At 54.3% G+C, this 17,130-nt stretch carries 16 protein-coding genes; all 16 read left to right on the plus strand.

Annotated features, from left to right (window positions below; all coding sequences use genetic code 11):
- Positions 1 to 234: 234 nt before the first annotated feature.
- Positions 235 to 1,770, plus strand: coding sequence for an undecaprenyl/decaprenyl-phosphate alpha-N-acetylglucosaminyl 1-phosphate transferase (locus K8U03_26365; protein MCE9608423.1), 1,536 nt, complete (start codon positions 235 to 237; stop codon positions 1,768 to 1,770).
- A gap of 368 nt (positions 1,771 to 2,138) precedes the next feature.
- A complete protein-coding gene (locus K8U03_26370; protein ID MCE9608424.1) occupies positions 2,139 to 3,395 on the plus strand; it encodes a glycosyltransferase in 1,257 nt (418 codons plus the stop codon).
- An 89-nt stretch (positions 3,396 to 3,484) separates the two neighbouring features.
- Complete coding sequence (locus K8U03_26375) at positions 3,485 to 4,591, plus strand: glycosyltransferase family 4 protein (protein MCE9608425.1); 1,107 nt, start codon at positions 3,485 to 3,487, stop codon at positions 4,589 to 4,591.
- A 64-nt stretch (positions 4,592 to 4,655) separates the two neighbouring features.
- On the plus strand, positions 4,656 to 6,023 hold the full coding sequence (locus tag K8U03_26380) for a hypothetical protein (protein ID MCE9608426.1): 1,368 nt from the start codon (positions 4,656 to 4,658) through the stop codon (positions 6,021 to 6,023).
- A gap of 14 nt (positions 6,024 to 6,037) precedes the next feature.
- Positions 6,038 to 6,916, plus strand: a complete 879-nt coding sequence (locus tag K8U03_26385) for an ABC transporter permease (protein ID MCE9608427.1) — start codon at positions 6,038 to 6,040, stop codon at positions 6,914 to 6,916.
- Positions 6,917 to 6,954: 38 nt separating this feature from the next.
- Positions 6,955 to 8,241 carry an ATP-binding cassette domain-containing protein gene (locus tag K8U03_26390; GenBank protein MCE9608428.1) on the plus strand — a complete coding sequence of 429 codons (1,287 nt, stop codon included), beginning with the start codon at positions 6,955 to 6,957 and terminating at the stop codon, positions 8,239 to 8,241.
- Between the two features lie 19 nt (positions 8,242 to 8,260).
- Complete coding sequence (locus tag K8U03_26395) at positions 8,261 to 9,256, plus strand: WavE lipopolysaccharide synthesis family protein (protein ID MCE9608429.1); 996 nt, start codon at positions 8,261 to 8,263, stop codon at positions 9,254 to 9,256.
- Complete coding sequence (locus K8U03_26400) at positions 9,243 to 9,872, plus strand: hypothetical protein (GenBank protein MCE9608430.1); 630 nt, start codon at positions 9,243 to 9,245, stop codon at positions 9,870 to 9,872. Before K8U03_26395 ends, K8U03_26400 begins: the two co-directional genes overlap by 14 nt.
- On the plus strand, positions 9,865 to 10,500 hold the full coding sequence (locus K8U03_26405; GenBank protein ID MCE9608431.1) for an HAD family phosphatase: 636 nt from the start codon (positions 9,865 to 9,867) through the stop codon (positions 10,498 to 10,500). Before K8U03_26400 ends, K8U03_26405 begins: the two co-directional genes overlap by 8 nt.
- Positions 10,497 to 11,270, plus strand: coding sequence for a glycosyltransferase family 2 protein (locus K8U03_26410; protein MCE9608432.1), 774 nt, complete (start codon positions 10,497 to 10,499; stop codon positions 11,268 to 11,270). The genes K8U03_26405 and K8U03_26410 overlap by 4 nt, the downstream gene beginning before the upstream one ends.
- On the plus strand, positions 11,263 to 11,592 hold the full coding sequence (locus K8U03_26415) for a hypothetical protein (GenBank protein MCE9608433.1): 330 nt from the start codon (positions 11,263 to 11,265) through the stop codon (positions 11,590 to 11,592). The genes K8U03_26410 and K8U03_26415 overlap by 8 nt, the downstream gene beginning before the upstream one ends.
- Before the next feature lie 4 nt (positions 11,593 to 11,596).
- Positions 11,597 to 12,364, plus strand: coding sequence for a glycosyltransferase family 2 protein (locus tag K8U03_26420; GenBank protein MCE9608434.1), 768 nt, complete (start codon positions 11,597 to 11,599; stop codon positions 12,362 to 12,364).
- Between the two features lie 36 nt (positions 12,365 to 12,400).
- The gene (locus tag K8U03_26425; protein MCE9608435.1) at positions 12,401 to 13,510 is read left to right on the plus strand and encodes a WavE lipopolysaccharide synthesis family protein; all 1,110 of its coding nucleotides are present in this window, start codon (positions 12,401 to 12,403) and stop codon (positions 13,508 to 13,510) included.
- Between the two features lie 212 nt (positions 13,511 to 13,722).
- A complete protein-coding gene (locus K8U03_26430; GenBank protein ID MCE9608436.1) occupies positions 13,723 to 14,670 on the plus strand; it encodes a WavE lipopolysaccharide synthesis family protein in 948 nt (315 codons plus the stop codon).
- A 383-nt stretch (positions 14,671 to 15,053) separates the two neighbouring features.
- Positions 15,054 to 15,959, plus strand: a complete 906-nt coding sequence (locus K8U03_26435) for a hypothetical protein (protein MCE9608437.1) — start codon at positions 15,054 to 15,056, stop codon at positions 15,957 to 15,959.
- On the plus strand, positions 15,952 to 17,127 hold the full coding sequence (locus tag K8U03_26440; protein ID MCE9608438.1) for a glycosyltransferase family 4 protein: 1,176 nt from the start codon (positions 15,952 to 15,954) through the stop codon (positions 17,125 to 17,127). Before K8U03_26435 ends, K8U03_26440 begins: the two co-directional genes overlap by 8 nt.
- The last annotated feature ends 3 nt before the right edge of the window (positions 17,128 to 17,130 follow it).

Consider the following 17,130-nt stretch of genomic DNA (forward strand, 5'->3'; position numbering starts at 1 on the left):
AGGCCCGCAACTCGCCAGGGGGGCACATCCAAGCGTTCCCGGCAGCCGTTCATGCCAGCTGCTACCGGTCGTCATGAGCATTCGTCCGTGCGATCCTTCCAATCGGCACAATCCGATACGATCTCGTCTGCGGCGGCTTCTTTTTCTTTGACTCCCCTTGGCAATCTCCAATAATAAAGTGTTATCTCCCCCCGTCGGGTTTCCGACGCAGCGTTTCTCAGGCGGAAAAACTGCATGAACGGAAGTCTGCTGGCGGCCGCATTCGGGGTCGCCTTTCTCAGCAGTTTGCTGACAACGCCGTTTATTCGCAAACTATCGCTCCGCTTCGGTTTAGTCGATCGCCCCGACGCACATCGTAAGATCCATCGCGGCGCGACGCCGCTCGGCGGCGGACTGGCGATCATCCTGTCGATTGCCATCGCCGGCTCGCTAGCCTTTCTCATTCCGAGTTTCACGGGCAGGGTAATCGGCAATTTTCCTCCGAAGCTCTACGGGGTCGCCGTCGGAGTGCTCTTCATTTGCTGCATCGGCGTTTGGGACGATATCAGAGGGATGAAGGCGCGCTATAAGCTGATCGGCCAAATTGTCGCAGCGGCGATCGTCTCTGATTCCGGCCTCACGATTCAAAAGCTTTCCCTGCTGGGCCAAAGCCTGGACCTCGGCATCTTGGCCACGCCGGTCACGATCTTCTGGCTGGTCCTTTGCATGAACGCGCTGAATCTAATCGACGGCGCCGACGGCCTCGCGACCACGGTTGGAATCGTGCTCTGCGGAACGATCGCCGCGACGGCCGTGGAACTCAACAACGAACTGGTCGCCTTCGCCGCCTTCGCGCTGACGGGAGCTCTGCTAGGCTTCCTGCGCTATAACTTTCCCCCCGCCTCGATTTTTCTCGGCGATGCAGGAAGTATGTCGATCGGGCTCTTGGCCGGCGGACTAAGTGTTCAAAGCTCGATCAAAGGTGTAACCGCGTTCGCTTTGATCGGACCATTGGCGATGTGGGCGCTGCCGGTAATGGATCTCGCCATGGCGGTGGTACGAAGAAAGCTCACCGGCCGTGGCCTTGCCACGACCGATCGAAGCCATTTGCATCATTGCCTGTTGAATCGTGGAGTAAGCCAGCAGCAATTGCTCGGTATCGTCGGAAGCTTGTGTGCCGTTTGCGGCTTTAGCGCTTGGCTCACGGTGCATTTCAGCAATAGCTGGTTCGCGCTGATCTCGATCGTGGCTTTGGTCGTATCGCTCGTCTCCACGCGCCTATTCGGGTTCGTGGAATTCCAATTGGCGAGCCATCACGTCAAGCAACTGACGAGACAATTCCTCAGCTCGACCCAAAAAGCCGACTTCCAATCCTGGCAATCTAAGGTTCGGCTGCAAGGAGTGCATCCCTGGGAAGAACTGTGGCAATTTCTCGTCGATGAAGCGGAGTCGCTGGAGTTGCTGCAAATCAAACTCGATTTGAATATGCCGTGGCAGCACGAGGGCTATCATGCGAAATGGGTTCGTGCCACGCCTCAACGCGTAGAGCATCTTGCGAGTCTTGAATGGCCTTTATTCCTAGAGCAACGGTATATCGGCACGCTGAGCCTCTCCGGCGACGGCGACTCGGAGCAAGCTATCTGGATGGCAAAGATCGCCGAACTACTCGCCGAGGTTCAAGATCGCATTCAAGCGATCGAAAGCCGCTTCGAACCTCAAATGATCTCGCCAGGCCATTCGAACACCGCGACTCCAAGAGTAGCTTCAGGCACTCCCGTCGATGCGGCGTAGTCGCGAGCATACCATCTCGCATTACCGACTGGCTCACCGTCGGCATCGATTAAGTCCTACATTCGCACTTATCGGTCATTAGTGCGCGATCGACGAGTCCTCGAATCACTCGTTCGATTTGCAGCGGTGTAGTAAGATGAAGTGTCCGAGATCCGCGCAGTCGCGCGATCCGGAAACCGTTTGAAACGTCCGGAAAATCCAAGTTTCATCGTTTCCATCTTAGTTTCGATGACTGACTCAGCGAAAGGTAGCGAAGCAATTCGCCACCCACGAGCACGGAGTGCGCGCGGACTCCGGCTACAACCTTCCGATCTTGTCGATAGTCGCATGCAAGATCCAGTTCGATATTCGTACACTCGCAACGAAGCATGAGCTTGCACGTTTGCCATCTCGCGAAATACTACCCGCCTGCGGCAGGCGGAATCGAAACGCACGTTCAATCGCTCGCTCGAGGCCAATGTGAGCTCGGTCTTCGCGTAACGGTGTTAGTCGTCAATCACCGAGATGCCGACGGGAATGAGATTTTCGATCGACCTTGGACGGCTACGCCGGCGATCGAGGATGAGGATCGTGGAGTTCTCGTGCTTCGCGCCCCGCGAACATGTGCGATTTCAAAATGGGACTTTTCTCCCAAACTGTCACGCCGAATTCGGCAACTTCAGTCAGGTCAGAATCGGGTCGATTTGCTTCACCTGCATACCCCGAACGCCACCATGACGTTAGCACTTTGGGCAGCAGGCCTGAAAGTACCTTTGGTAATCACGCATCACAGCGACGTCATCAAGCAACGCTTTCTGGCAAAGGGCTTGGCGCTATTCGAACGACGATTACTCGGCAAAGCGGCAAAGATCCTGACGGATAGTCCTCCCTATGCTGCCGGCTCCGCGCAACTACAACCCTTTCTCGATAAAGTCGAGCCGCTCCCGTTAGGAATCGATCCTGATCCGTTTTTATCTCCTTCCGAGGACGCTTGTAAGTTCCGCGATGAGCTGCGTCGCCGATATCCCGGCCCTCTCTGGCTTTCGGTCGGACGATTGGTCTACTACAAGGGGCTCGCAACAGCCATTAGCGCACTCACTGAAATGCGCGGCACTTTGCTGATTATCGGAGAAGGCCCACTGCGGCAAGAACTTCAATCACACGCTACGAAAATGGGGTTAGCCGATCGTGTCGTATGGCTTGGTAAAAGTACGGCGGATGAACTTGTGGGTGCATATCAGGCTGCCACTGCGCTTCTATTCCCTAGCAACGCGCGCAGCGAAGGATTCGGTCTCGTTCAGGTAGAAGCGATGGCCTCCGGCTGTCCGGTCATCAATACGGCCATTCCAAATTCCGGCGTTGCTTGGGTCAGCCCGCACGATGAAACAGGATTGACCATAGCCATGAATTCGCCTGCTGAGTTGGCTCAAGCTGCGAATCGACTCGAACGCAACTCCGATCTTAGAAACCGGCTCTCAAGAGCCGGGGTCGATCGCGCTCGATCGTTATTTCACTACCGAACGATGGCACGAAAAAGCCTCGATCTCTACCGTAAGGTCATGGATAGACCATCATCCGTAAGATCCGCTGAATCATCGACGGATTCATCTACGTCCCACGATTCTTCGAGCTTACTGAACTCTTGACAGATATCGATTGTTCTCTAAGTAATGCCGTTGCGAAAGGGCCCGAGCCCTTCTTACAACGCCCAGGTTCGGCTCAGACGCAGCGAGTTTTGCATCTCAACGCCGGCAATCTGTTCGGCGGGATCGAAACTTATTTACTTACTCTCGCTCGCTTCGCCGGCATGGCACCTGGCATGGAGCCGCATTTCGGGATTTGTTTTCCGGGACGATTCCGAAGCGAAATGATTGCAACCGGCTTACCCACGTATGACCTCGGCCCGGTTAGAATCAGTCGGCCATGGACCGTAATTCGAGCGCGAAGACGCCTAGCCGGAATAATAAAGAGGATCCAACCTCATGTGATCATTGTCCATGGACTCTGGTTGCAACTTATTTTCGGGCCGGTCGCAAAAAGATTCAAAATCCCCCTAGTTTCAGCTTTTCACGGACCATTCTCAAATGCTTCATTGTTGAATCGGTGGGCCTTGAAAACCTTGCCCGACTTAATTCTGGCAAATAGCAAATATACAGCTTCCACTCTCAGTGGCTCGATCACGGAAGTTCCTTGCTTTGTCTGCAACTACCCTGTTTCTGCATACGTTGGTTCTATCAAGGACAAACACAGCGTTAGGCAAGAACTGAAGACATCGGAAGACTCCTTAGTGGTCATCCAAGTCAGCCGACTGGAACGCTGGAAAGGTCAACACGTTCTTATTGAAGCACTGTCGACACTTCACGACATGAAGATGTGGGAATGCTGGATTGTCGGCGGCCCTCAGAGACCGTCGGAAGAAGTCTATTATCAGGAACTTAAAGACCTTGCGGCGGCCGGCGAACACGCCTCACGAATCAAGTTCCTGGGACAACGTTCCGACATCGGCGATCTGATGCGCGCGGCCGATGTTTTCTGCCAGCCGAACGTCGCGCCCGAACCTTTCGGAATCGTCTTCGTCGAGGCGCTTTATGCCGGCTTACCGGTCGTCACCTCGAACTTCGGCGGCGGTGCGGAAATCGTTTCTCCGGAGTGCGGAATTCTCACCACACCGGCAAACGTCGACGAACTCCGTCAGGCCTTGATAAAATTGATGACGGATTCGACTTTGCGTAAAGATCTTGCGGCAACCGGCCCGTCGCGCGCGGCTCAACTTTGCGATCCCGAAACACAGATTCACGCGTTGTATAACGCATTATCTCAAATCGACGTGAAACGGAAATGATTCGGTTCGACGGATTCGACAAAGAGCAAAGAATATGCCGAGCCACAAGAAAGACTAAGCGACTTTGAATACTTCCTTCCTTATACTTCTGCTTCTTCCGGCCGCTGCATTTTTCGTATCGTTCGTGTCGGCTCGAAGTTCGCTCGGTGCAAGCATCAGCGTCTTGATCGGCTTCGGATACTTCAACGGAATTATTCGCGCGAATTACATAAGCGTATTCACGACCTTCATGGTCGACATGGCTGTTTTAGGAGTTTATCTCGGCGCGCTACTCAATCAAACAGGACTTTTTAGGGGCATCGGAAAATTTCCCCTCGCCAGTTGGGTAACGGCGCTCGTTCTTTGGCCTCTCATCGTGTCGGCGGTCCCTCAAAACGACATCCTCGTTCAATTCGTAGCGTTCCGAGGTACGGTTTGGCTGTTGCCGATCATGCTTATCGCAACACGGCTTACCGACGATGATTTGCGAGTCATTGCGATTACTTTGGCGGGGCTGAATATAGTCGCTTTAGGTGCAGGGCTTTGGTGCTACGTCTACGGTGTAGAATCGCTTTACCCGGTAAATGCCGTCACCAAGATCATTTACATGTCACGCGATGTCGCGGGCGGACACCTTCGAATTCCTTCACTCTTCCTAAGTTCGGCCGCTTACGGTGGTACGATGGTCGGTTCCTTGCCGTATATCGTCGGTCGGCTTTTCAATACCAAGAACGGCACTGAAAAGCTTTGGCTGATTGCAGGGGTTTTTTCTGCCTTATGCGGCGTCGCTTTGTGTGCGGCACGAGCACCGGTGGTAGCCGCAGGCATTATGTTGCTTGTCGCTTGGCTCATGAGCGGACTTTCACTCAGGGTCGCGATTCCTATCGTGCTCGGATTGGCTGCCTTCGCCACGATCGTCAGTTCTAATGAACGATTTCAGCGCCTAACCAGTTTGTCCGAGAAGCGTGTGATCGTTACGAGGTTGCAAGGAAGCGTCAACGAAAACTTTCTCGACCTGCTTATTAGCTATCCTTTCGGCGCAGGGATGGGCAGTTCCGCCGGAACAAGTATCCCCTACTTCCTAGCACACCGAGCACCGAAACAAATCGGCTTGGAAAACGAGTATTCGCGAATCCTTATCGATCAGGGCTGGATCGGTTTATTGCTCTGGTTGGGTTTTATAGCTTGGGTACATTTTCCTATCCCGCATTCAATCGGCTCTAGATCGCACATCGGGATCGGAATTACCATGATGTACTCCGCTAGCGTAGTCACATGGTGTACGGCAGTGATTGGATCCGGTACGCTTTCCGCTATCCCGGGTTCCATCCTCCTATTGATCAACATGGGAGTGATCGTCGCACGCCGACAACAGCTAGCGATGTCCGCCCGTCGCCGACCGATAAGCCGATCACTCGGTGCAAGAGTTCCGAGAATGAATCCCGAATCGTAATGTTTTTTCTCGGCATGCCGCACGACGATATTTCCACCGCGACCAAGACTTCGATCGGCAAACTCTTTGTCACGGGTAGCGTCGTTCACATTCGCCCAAGCGGCGGTTGGCGCGCCTTGGATCTAGCTGAATTTTGGCGCTATCGCGGGCTGCTCCTGTTTCTGACGTTGCGAGATATTCAACTTCGCTACAAGCAAACGGTGCTCGGCCTTGCTTGGGCCGTCATACAACCGCTCTCGACGATGCTGGTCTTTACGATCTTCTTCGGCAAGCTCGGCAAGCTTCCGTCCGACGACAAACCCTATGCTCTCTTCGTCCTTACGGCATTGGTTCCTTGGCAATTGTTTTCCTACGCTCTCGCACAATCCAGCAATAGCCTCGTCGCCGAACAGCGGCTGATCACCAAAGTTTATTTCCCGCGACTAATCATCCCCGTCGCCTCCGTTCTCTCGGGCTTCGTCGACTTCTTCGTAACGTTTGCTCTCCTCCTCGGGATGATGCTGTGGTATGGGTCACCATTTAGTTGGTCGATACTCACCGTGCCGCTCTTTGCAGTCTTCGCACTTCTCACGGCACTCACCTTCGGCCTTTGGCTTTCCGCCCTTAACGTGCAATACCGCGACGTGCGCTACACGATCCCGTTCCTCACCCAATTCTGGATGTTCCTTACCCCCGTCGCATATCCTGCTTCGCTGGTGCCCGAAGCCTATCGCAATTGGTACGGCCTGAATCCGATGGCCGGCGTCGTGGAAGGGTTTCGCTGGGCTCTGCTAGGAACCGAACAGCCGGCCTGGCGCATGATCTTCGTATCGGCAGCGGTTATGGCTGCGTTTCTTGTCGGTGGACTCTTCTACTTCCGTCGTCTTGAAAAAACGTTCGCCGATGTCATCTAAGCGTTTTTTGTATCTACCAATCGTCTACGCGATGCGTCATGTCTGACACGGTGATCCGCGTCGAAGGGATCGGCAAGCAATACCATCTCGGCGCTGCGCGTCCCCTTTACGGCACGCTACGCGATCACTTAAAAAGCTGGACCACGAGTTCTCTGCGCACATTACTTCGTCGCGGACGCAGCCTGGCGTCGAAGCCTTCGTTTTGGGCATTAAAAGATGTTTCTTTCGAAGTGAAGCAAGGAGACGTCGTCGGCATCATCGGTCGCAACGGCGCCGGCAAAAGCACGCTGCTTAAGATACTTTCGCGCATCACCGAGCCGACCGAAGGACATGCCGCGATCCACGGTCGGGTCGGCAGCTTGCTCGAAGTCGGTACCGGCTTCCATCCCGAACTGACGGGCCGCGAAAACGTGTTTCTCAACGGCGCAATCCTCGGCATGACCCGCGCCGAAATCAAACGCCGCTTCGACGAGATCGTAGCCTTCGCCGAAGTCGAGAAGTTTATCGATACTCCGGTTAAGCACTATTCGAGCGGCATGTACATGCGTCTTGCGTTCGCAGTAGCCGCACACCTCGAGCCGGAAATTCTCATCGTCGACGAAGTGCTCGCCGTCGGCGACGCCGAATTTCAAAAGAAGTGCCTCGGCAAGATGGGTGACGCCGCGAAATCCGGTCGCACGGTTCTTTTCGTCAGCCACAACATGCAAGCCGTCGCGTCTCTTTGCAATCGCGCTATTCTGCTAAGTAACGGAGCAATCGAACACGCCGGTACGTGCGAAGATACGATCCTGAAATACATGCAAAATCAGTCCGAAAACATTTTAACGGAATGGAACGGCGAGGCAGGCGACGAAGACGCTACCTTACTTCATACGGCAGTTAAGGCGAATGTTCCCGGCGAGGCCCTGCGCACCAGCGTTGCGATAAATATCCACATCTCCATTCGTGTGAAACGACCGATTTTGGGATTGATTTGCGCCGTCGAGATTCACAACAAACATGGCGCCAGATTGCTATATTCCAACTTCGATGACATGCTCCCGCCTCCAGCTACGGCGATCTCACCTGGCGAACATCATTTTATGCTAACCATTCCGGCTAATTTTCTTGCCGCCGGCTTCTATCAAATCATCTTTGATCTCGGTATTCATGGCTTAAAAAGAATCGTCGATAAACAAGGGGCCTTGCAGATCCAAATTGAAAACTTGGATGGAATCGGCCGGAGATATCTCGCTTACGACAATGTCGTCCGACCTGCGTGGATATGGAACTTGCAAACAACGTTTGATACCCATTCAATCAAGCGAATGCTGATCGACGACTGATGCTCGTTTACGCATTTCGATGATTACCGCTTCAGAGCTCTCGGTCGTTGTTCAAGGCCCCATCAACTCGATAACGCGAACGGTTGTCGAATCCGTCCGAAGATTTCATGCGCAATCCGAGATTATCCTTTCCACATGGGAAGGGGCGGATACGAGTTCGATCGATGCCGACATCGTGCTGAAGAACGAAGATCCCGGAGTTTTGACTTACGGCAATCGACCGACCACGGACAACGTCAATCGGCAAATCGTTTCTACGCTGGCCGGCTTGCGTGCCGCTTCGAGACCATTTGCGATTAAGCTACGAACTGATTGCGTCGTGTCGCACTCTGAGGTCTTGAAATTGTTCGATCGCTATCCGGAACGGGCAGCAGATGGTCGAATTTTTCGAAATCGCATTGTTTGTTGCACGCAATTTTGTCGTGATCCGCGTCTTACGCCTCTGCTTTTTCATCCGAGCGATGTATTCCAATTCGGTCGAACTGAAGACTTGTTGAAAGCCTGGGACGTCCCGCTTCGCACAAGCGCAAGCACACGACGATTCGCTGCGGCGACATCTCCCAAGGCACTTTCATGGCGATCATTGCTTCCGTTTATCTCTCCCTTAGTTGCCGAGCAATATCTCTGGCTCGAGGTATTGGAGAAATCGGAAATTCGTATTCCCCTTGAATTTCAGGGAGATTGGCGGCCGACTTGGGTAAAACTCTCCGATCGATTGTTCGTCAACAACTTCGTTCCTTACCCGCCGAAAACATTAGGGATCGAATTGCCGACTCACTTTTCCGATGCCGTTCGCGATCCTTCGCAGACCTATTCCCACGATCATTGGAAATCCTTGAATCGTCTTTATTGTCGAAATCGACCTACGCCGTGGAACGACCTTAAACTGATATTGGCATCGAGCTATCGCTTCTTCGGCTTCTCGACTCCGATGTTTTGGGCGCGTCCCGGCTTTTGGTCGCGGCTATTTCGCATCTTCAAAAACGCCGTGGGTTTGAATCGTGCGAATTCTTAGTCATCGCGGATACTGGAAGAGCTCCGACGAGAAGAATTCTCCGGCGGCCTTCGAACGCTCGTTCGAGTTCGGTTTCGGCACCGAGACCGACCTGCGCGATTGCCTCGGACGGCTCAAAGTTTCCCACGACCCTCCGCAAGCGGATGCCCTCGCTGCCGAGACGTTATTCCAACTCTATCGTTCGGCCGATCGCGACCTTCCGCTGGCCTTGAATATCAAGTCGGACGGTTTGCAACGACTTCTCCCTCCACTCCTCGCCGAGTACTCGATCACGAACTATTTTCTCTTCGATATGGCCGTGCCGGATGCTATCGCCTGGCTGCGGTTAGGTCTGCCGACTTTCACGCGCCAAAGCGAAGTGGAACGCGAGCCGGCATTTTACGACCAAGCGGCCGGCGTCTGGCTCGATGGCTTTTTCGGCGATTGGTGGACTTCGGAAATCATCTCGCGACATCTGAAAGCCGATAAGCAAGTCTGCCTCGTCTCGCCCGAACTTCATGGCCGGGAGTCGCAGGAAGCTTGGGAGCGATTGGCTGCCGCGCCGTTTCGCGGCGATCCTCGCTTGATGCTTTGCACCGATCGTCCTGAATCGGCAAAGGAGTTTTTCGGTGGGTAAGATTAAGGCTGTCGTGTTCGACATGGATGGCGTCCTCATCGACGCCAAGGAATGGCATTACGAAGCTCTCAATCGAGCTCTCAATCTCTTCGGCTACAACATCAGCCGGCTTGAGCACCTCACGACTTTCGACGGGCTCCCGACCCGTAAGAAGCTCGAAATGCTCACGCTCGAACGAGGCTTGCCGGCCGGATTGCATGTTTTTCTCAACGACATCAAGCAGATCTACACGACCGAACTGATCCATAGCCGCTGCAAGCCGACCTTCGCCCATGAGTATGCCCTGAGTCGGTTGCGAGACTCAGGCTACAAACTCGCCGTCGCGTCGAACTCGGTTCGAGCGACGGTAGAACTAATGATGGAGCGAAGTTGGTTGAAGCCGTATCTCGAGGTTCTGCTGAGCAATCAAGATGTGCGGCAGGCAAAGCCAGATCCGGAGATTTATCTCACCGCCGCATCAAGGCTTGGTCTTGCTCCCGGCGAATGCTTGGTCGTCGAAGACAACCCGAACGGGATCAAAGCTGCGGAAGGTGCCGGCTGTCCGGTGCTGGTCGTCGGCAGCGTACACGACGTTCATCTCACGAGCATTTGCGAAGCGATTCGCCGGGCGGAAGGAGGCCGATCATGATCGTTGTCGTACCGATGGCCGGCGGCGACGACGCTTTTAAAGAGCGTGGTTTCTCCTACTGTAAATCACTGATCGAAATTCACGGCAAGCCGCTCGTCGAACACGCCTGGGCTTGCTTACGTCCGCTCGCGCCGGAAAAGTTCGTCTTCGTCGTTCGTAAGGAAGACGTGCTTCGCTCTCATCTGCATAGCGTGCTTCATCTGCTCGATCCCGCTTCGGCGGTTGTGCGAGCCGAAGGGCCGACGGCGGGGGCCGCTTGCACCGCGCTGTTGGCGATCGAACATATCCGCCCCGAGGCGGAGCTCATCGTCTCCAACGGCGACCAACTCTTCGATTGCGATCTTGCCGCCGTCATCGCCGATTTTCGGAGTCGAAGCTTAGATGCCGGAACGATCGTTTTCGATTCCGTTCATCCCCGGTGGTCGTTCGTCCGTGTCGGCAACGACGGCTTAGTGAGCGAAGCTGCGGAAAAGCGGCCGATCAGCCGCGACGCGACGGCCGGATTCTACTATTTCCGTCGGGGTGCCGACTTTCTCCGCGCCGCGACCGACATGATCCGTAAAGATGCTCACGTCAACGGACTCTTTTACGTCTGTCCCGCGTTCAATGAAATGATTCTTACCGGCGCTAAGATCGGCGTTCATCGCATTCCGCGCGAAGCCTATATCTCGTTGGCGACGCCGCAAAACATCGATGAATACGAACAGCGAACTGCGCGAGCTTCCGCAGGCGATCGCAACCACGACGAGGACCGCGCGGACCATGCATAAAGACCAACTCTCGGAGATGATCGGTGGCTGGTTCGTCGGCGACTTTGCGCCGGTCGCGCTCCGAACCGACGCTTGCGAAGTCGCCGTGAAGCACTATGCCGCCGGAGATTACGACACTTGGCATTATCACAAAATCGCGACGGAAGTTACCGTGATCGTGACGGGCGAGGTCGAGATGAATGGAATTCGCCATAAGGCAGGCGACATCCTTGTGATCGCGCCCGGCGAAGGAACCGACTTCCGTTGCCTTACGCCGGTGACGACCGTCGTCGTCAAAGTCCCCGGTGCCAAGAACGACAAATACCTCCGTCAAGATGAGTGAACCGATGCTTGAGATCGTGATGCCGATGGCCGGCCGAGGAAAGCGCTTCGCCGATGCAGGCTTCGTCGACCCGAAGCCGCTGATTCCGATTCATGGCCGTCCGATGACGGAAGTCGTGATCGACAACCTACGACCGAGCAAGCCGCATCGTTTTATCTTCCTTATCTTGAGGGAGCACGCGGAGCAATTCGGCTTCGACGAGCATTTGCTGCGTTGGGCTCCGGGTTGCGAGATCCGCTACGTCGAGCAAGTGACGGAAGGAGCCGCATGCACGGTGTTGCTCGCGCGCGATTTGATCGATTCCGACCGGCCGTTGATGATCGCCAACTGCGATCAATGGGTAGATATCGAGATTGACGACTACCTCGCTGCGCTCGATGTTTCCGCCTCCGACGGTCTGATCATGACGATGTGGGCCGACGACCCGAAATGGTCGTTCGTCCGCTTCGGTGAGACCGGAAAGGTAGTCGAAGTCGTAGAGAAGCAAGTCGTTTCGAACGAAGCGACGGTCGGTATCTATAACTTTCGTCGCGGGCGTGACTTCGTTCGGGCAGCCGATGCCATGATCGCGAAGAACTTTCGCGTCAACAACGAGTTCTATGTCGCCCCAGCCTACAACGAACTCATCGCCGAGGGACAAAACATCGTTGTGTACAACGTCGGTCGAGAATACGACGGCATGTACGGACTCGGCATTCCGAAAGATCTCGAATGGTTTTGCAACTCACCGGTTTCGAATAAGACGCGGATCGAGCGAACATCATTCGAATAGTTCCTATTGCGCTCGTCGAACGATTTTGATGCATCTATGAATGTTTCGCAGAGAGATTTAAGGCTTCAAGATACCGCACTGGCAATCTTATCCTGTGTGCTTCGTTTATTACCTGTCGCAGCTCTGCGAGGGATTTTCCGCGCGTCGATGCAAGCGTTGCATCGCAAGGGACCGTTTTGGATCACGATGCATCGACGTCCGAAGTCGGGAACCGCGGAATACTATCGTCCTGTAAATCCCCTGCCGATCGTTGCACAGGACCGATACGCCGTCGTGCTGCAAGGGCCGTTGTTGATTAAGGAGAATTTCACGCTTGAGACGATCCGTTATTACCGAGCGACCTATCCGGAAGCGCTGCTCATACTAAGCACTTGGAAAGGCGAAGATGCGGCCACGATCGCGCTTTGCAAAGAAGCCGGAAGCGAAGTCGTGCTCATCGACAAACCGACGATGCCCGGAGCATACAACTTAAACCTTCAAGCGCTGTCGACGCTGAAGGGACTTGAAAAAGCCCAAGAGTTAGGATGCCGTTTTGCAGCCAAAACGCGAACCGACATGCGTGTCTTCGCTCCCAACGCATTCACGTTCCTAATAAATCTTTCGAGAATCTTTCCGTTGAAGCCCGGTGGGGCTCAAAAGAGTCGCATCATTGCCACAAGCTGGTGCACGGCGAGATACAATCCTTTTCAACTTGCCGACTTTTTTCTCTTCGGATTAACCGAAGACTTAATTCGTTATTGGGAATGTCCCCTTAATGAAGGGACTACCTCTCACGCGGTCTTTGGTGGTGCCATTGCGGAACTTATATCTGCGGACGTTCCGGAGATATACCTTTGTCGATCCTATCTGGAACGCACTTTCGGTCGGGTCGAAGTCTCTCTGAAGTTTTGGTGGAGGGCGCTAGCCGACAAGTTCCTAATCGTGGATTTCGAGATGCTCGACATCTATTGGCATAAGTATCATCCGCATACCGAATATATTTCGCGCGCGCATGAGAACTATTTGGCATGGAACCAGCTAACCTTCCGCGATTGGCTGCAACTCATGCTCGATTTCGATGCGCAGGTTTCCGTGCCGGAACAACTTCTCAAACTTCCTTGCCGTTTTTTAGTTCCCGCGAAATGGCCCGACGCGGGCGTGTCTTAGGGGGCGTCCGAACTTTTTGAATTACATCGACATGATCGAATCACGTGTTGTTTAACCGCTTGAGAATTACTCCGCTGAGGAAGCTGAAGCTGCAAGATGCCGTTGCGACTTTCTTCTGCGGCATCTTAGTTTTTTTTCCGCTGACTGCGATTCGCGGCCTGTTGCATGTTTGCATACGGACCCTGCATCGCAAAGGTCCGTATTGGATCACGATGCACAAGCGCCCGAAACAAGTGACCACGGAGTATTATCGCCCATGGAATCCGTTGCCGATCCAGGCACTTGAACGCTACGCCATCGTGCTGCAAGGTCCGTTGCTTCTGCAAGAAGACTTTACGCTTGAGACGATCCGCTACTATAGAGCGCTCCATCCGGATGCGATCATCATCCTTTCGACTTGGAAAGGAGAAGATGCGCACACACTCAAACTCTGCGAAGAGGCCGGCGTCGAGATCGTAACAAGTGAGAGGCCGATGGTTGTCGGTGCGTTTAACATCAACCTACAAGCGACATCCACGCTTAAAGGGTTGGAAAGAGCTCAGGAACTAAAGTGCCGATTCGCGGCAAAAACACGCACCGACATGCGTATCTATGCTCCGAACATATGGACTTTTCTATCGAACCTGATGAGCGCGTTTCCACTGACGGCCGACGGCATCCAAAGCCGCCGTATCATTTCGACGAATTTGTGTACTGCTCGATACACTCCGTTTTTCCTTTCCGACTTATTTCTCTTCGGCGAGGTCGAAGATTTAATTCGCTATTGGAGTTGCCCGGTTCACGCCGGAGGTTCGTCGGACCATTGCGAGTGGAGAATCAAAGATCTTACGCCGGAAATCGTTCCTGAAGTTTATTTATGTCGATCTTATCTCGAGCGTACGGTCGAGTCCGTGGATTCGACATTGAGTTTCTGGTGGAAAGCGCTTGCCGAGAGGTTTCTGATCGTCGATGTCGAGATGCTGGATCTCTATTGGCCTAAGTATCACCCCCATACCGAACATACCTCCCTTCTCAATGAGCCGGTTTTGGGTTGGAATACGCTTCGCTTCCGTGACTGGCTTCAACTCTTTCTCGGCTTGAACGCCGACACCTCGGTTCCGGAACGTTTTCTCGATCTTTCTTGCAAGTCTCAGCCTCCTTTGCGCTGGCCGGAAGCATAGAACCTTTATATCGAAGCCGAGAACTGCTCCAGGTATAGGCTCGGATCCTAGACTTAACCGCCTCGGCGAAAACAATACTTATTCGTCCTCAGAATTTAGAGCGGCATTTTCTAACGGGCGAATATCCGCCGCAAAGCGGTGGCGTATCCGATAATACGGCGATTATCGCATCCGGTTTGGTGCTCGCGGGCTGCAAGGTGCATGTCTGGTGTCCGGATATCGGATCGAATGAAATAGAACCGCTGTCCAAGATAACGGTGCATCGAATCTCCGGAGGTTTCGGCTTCCGCGGTCTTAGAGCGATCTCACAAGGTCTGGATCGATTCGCAGCGCCAAGGCAACTGTTCGTTCAATACGTCCCGCATGCGTTCGGCTTTCGCGCGATGAACTTGTTGTTTTGCATTTGGCTATGGTGGAGGGCACGCGTTCGGGGCGACGTAGTACAAGTGATGTTCCATGAGGTTGCGTTTCCTTTCGTTCGCAAGCCGCTGAAATGGAATATCATCGCGATCGTCAATCGAATCATGGCTTTCGTCCTCGTTGCGGCGTCCACGCGAATCTATACGTCGACATCCGCTTGGCACTCGATACTTAGGCGATACGGCGCTCGAAATCGACCGCTGGAAGTCCTGCCGGTTCCCTCGAATATCGGCCACGAAGTCGATGCCTGCGCAGTGGCGAACTTAAGACACACCTTATTGCAGGATGGCTCGACTTCGACGATCGGACACTTCGGCACCTATTCCGCCGGAATCATCGCATTGCTCGTGCCGATTCTGCAGTTGCTTCTAAGTCGATCTCACGGCGTAAAAATCGTTCTCCTAGGGAGAGGGTCCGCTGCGTGCCTTCATGATCTTTTAACCGGTCATCCCGATTGGCATGGGCGCGTCGTCGCTTTCGACGGGCTTGAAGATGTCGAGGTTGCCGCCACGCTTCAAGCTTGCGATTTGATGATTCAACCTTTTCCCGATGGGGCCAGCACGCGACGCACCTCTCTGATGGCATGCCTGGCGGCCGGAATCCCCACCATCACGACCATCGGAGAACTTTCCGAACCGTTTTGGCAGACTCAACAGGCTTGTGCAGCAGTCGAAGTCGGAAACGTAGAGAGGGCAATAAGGATCATAGACCAATGGCTCGCCGAACCTCAAATGAGTAACGCAACCGGTGCTCGCGGCAGGCATTACTACTCTGCGCATTTTTCTCTCGAATGCGCGATTGCCAAAATTCTCGATCGTGAGAACGCAACGACCTCGCCCGCGAAACTCGATGTCGATGCACATGGATGACACCGAGGCTCCGCCGCCACGGCCTGAGTGCGCCGGCCGACGATTGCGTATCGCCTTCGTAGTTCACGAATACAATCGGCATCACGGCCACAGTCGCTACGTCGCCGAACTGGCAACGCGATTCAAACGACAACACGACGTACACATTTTTGCGGCCTCGTTCGAGGAACCGAATCCCGAAAACTTAACGTTCCACCATGTTCCTAAATGGCGCGCCAATGCGGTAACCAACGATCTTTCATTTTTCATCGGTGCCGCCTGGAAGGTCCCCGACTCATTCGATATCGTCCACGCTCAAGGCTTCTGCAGCCCCCGCCAGAATGTCGTTACTGCGCACATGTGCAACGCAGCGTGGTTCGATGCTATCGACCGCTTCCATGTTCCGCAGTCGTGGCGAAAGCGTATCTATCGTGCGATTTCGACGACGGCGGAAAAGCTTGTCTATCGACCGCAAGCGGCACGAAGATTCATCGCCGTGTCGCATAGGGTCCGACGAGATCTTGAGAACTTCCACGGCTTGCGCGATCAGATACGAGTCGTTTACCACGGCACCGACATCGAACGTTTTCATCCTCGTAATCGTGAGGCATGGCGAGCGACGATTCGCCAGGAACTTCAGATCGGCGAACGTGAGATCGTCGCTCTTTACGTCGGCGATTGGCAAAAAGTCGGTCCCGCCGTCGTTGGCGCGCTGGCGAAGGTTCCCGATGTCCGATGCATCGTCGTTACCAGAACGCCGTCGAATATCATCCTGTCCGATGCGCGCGCCGCGGGCATCGAAGGCCGCATCACGCTCGTCCCTCCGACGCCTGAGATCCACCGTTATTACGGTGCTGCCGACTTCTTCTTATTCCCGACGTTTTACGACACTTTCGGACTCGTGCTTACCGAAGCGATGGCTTCCGGGTTGCCTGCCATAGCAAGTCGCGAGGCCGGCGCTTCCGAACTCATCGTCGACCGCGAGAACGGCTGGCTCATTCAAAACGCTTGGGACCATGAGGAGATCGCCTTAGGGATTCGTGCGCTGGCAACTGATGAAATGCTACGAAATCGCATGGGCTCTGCGGCCCGAACCTCCATGGAACATCGGACCTGGGACTGCGTCGCTGCCGAGACGCTGCCGATCTATTACGAAGTCGTCGCCGAGACGAAGTCGGCGAATCGATAAGCC

The sequence above is a fragment of the Planctomycetia bacterium genome, from assembly GCA_021413845.1.
Lineage (GTDB): Bacteria > Planctomycetota > Planctomycetia > Pirellulales > PNKZ01 > PNKZ01.

Coding starts and splice junctions, on each gene's coding strand:
- K8U03_26440 (MCE9608438.1), top strand. CDS start 15,952: ATGGATGACACCGAGGCTCCGCCGCCACGGCCTGAGTGCGCCGGCCGA.
- K8U03_26420 (MCE9608434.1), top strand. CDS start 11,597: ATGCTTGAGATCGTGATGCCGATGGCCGGCCGAGGAAAGCGCTTCGCC.
- K8U03_26385 (MCE9608427.1), top strand. CDS start 6,038: ATGCCGCACGACGATATTTCCACCGCGACCAAGACTTCGATCGGCAAA.
- K8U03_26415 (MCE9608433.1), top strand. CDS start 11,263: ATGCATAAAGACCAACTCTCGGAGATGATCGGTGGCTGGTTCGTCGGC.
- K8U03_26370 (MCE9608424.1), top strand. CDS start 2,139: ATGAGCTTGCACGTTTGCCATCTCGCGAAATACTACCCGCCTGCGGCA.
- K8U03_26430 (MCE9608436.1), top strand. CDS start 13,723: ATGCACAAGCGCCCGAAACAAGTGACCACGGAGTATTATCGCCCATGG.
- K8U03_26390 (MCE9608428.1), top strand. CDS start 6,955: ATGTCTGACACGGTGATCCGCGTCGAAGGGATCGGCAAGCAATACCAT.
- K8U03_26410 (MCE9608432.1), top strand. CDS start 10,497: ATGATCGTTGTCGTACCGATGGCCGGCGGCGACGACGCTTTTAAAGAG.
- K8U03_26435 (MCE9608437.1), top strand. CDS start 15,054: ATGAACTTGTTGTTTTGCATTTGGCTATGGTGGAGGGCACGCGTTCGG.
- K8U03_26425 (MCE9608435.1), top strand. CDS start 12,401: ATGAATGTTTCGCAGAGAGATTTAAGGCTTCAAGATACCGCACTGGCA.
- K8U03_26395 (MCE9608429.1), top strand. CDS start 8,261: ATGATTACCGCTTCAGAGCTCTCGGTCGTTGTTCAAGGCCCCATCAAC.
- K8U03_26365 (MCE9608423.1), top strand. CDS start 235: ATGAACGGAAGTCTGCTGGCGGCCGCATTCGGGGTCGCCTTTCTCAGC.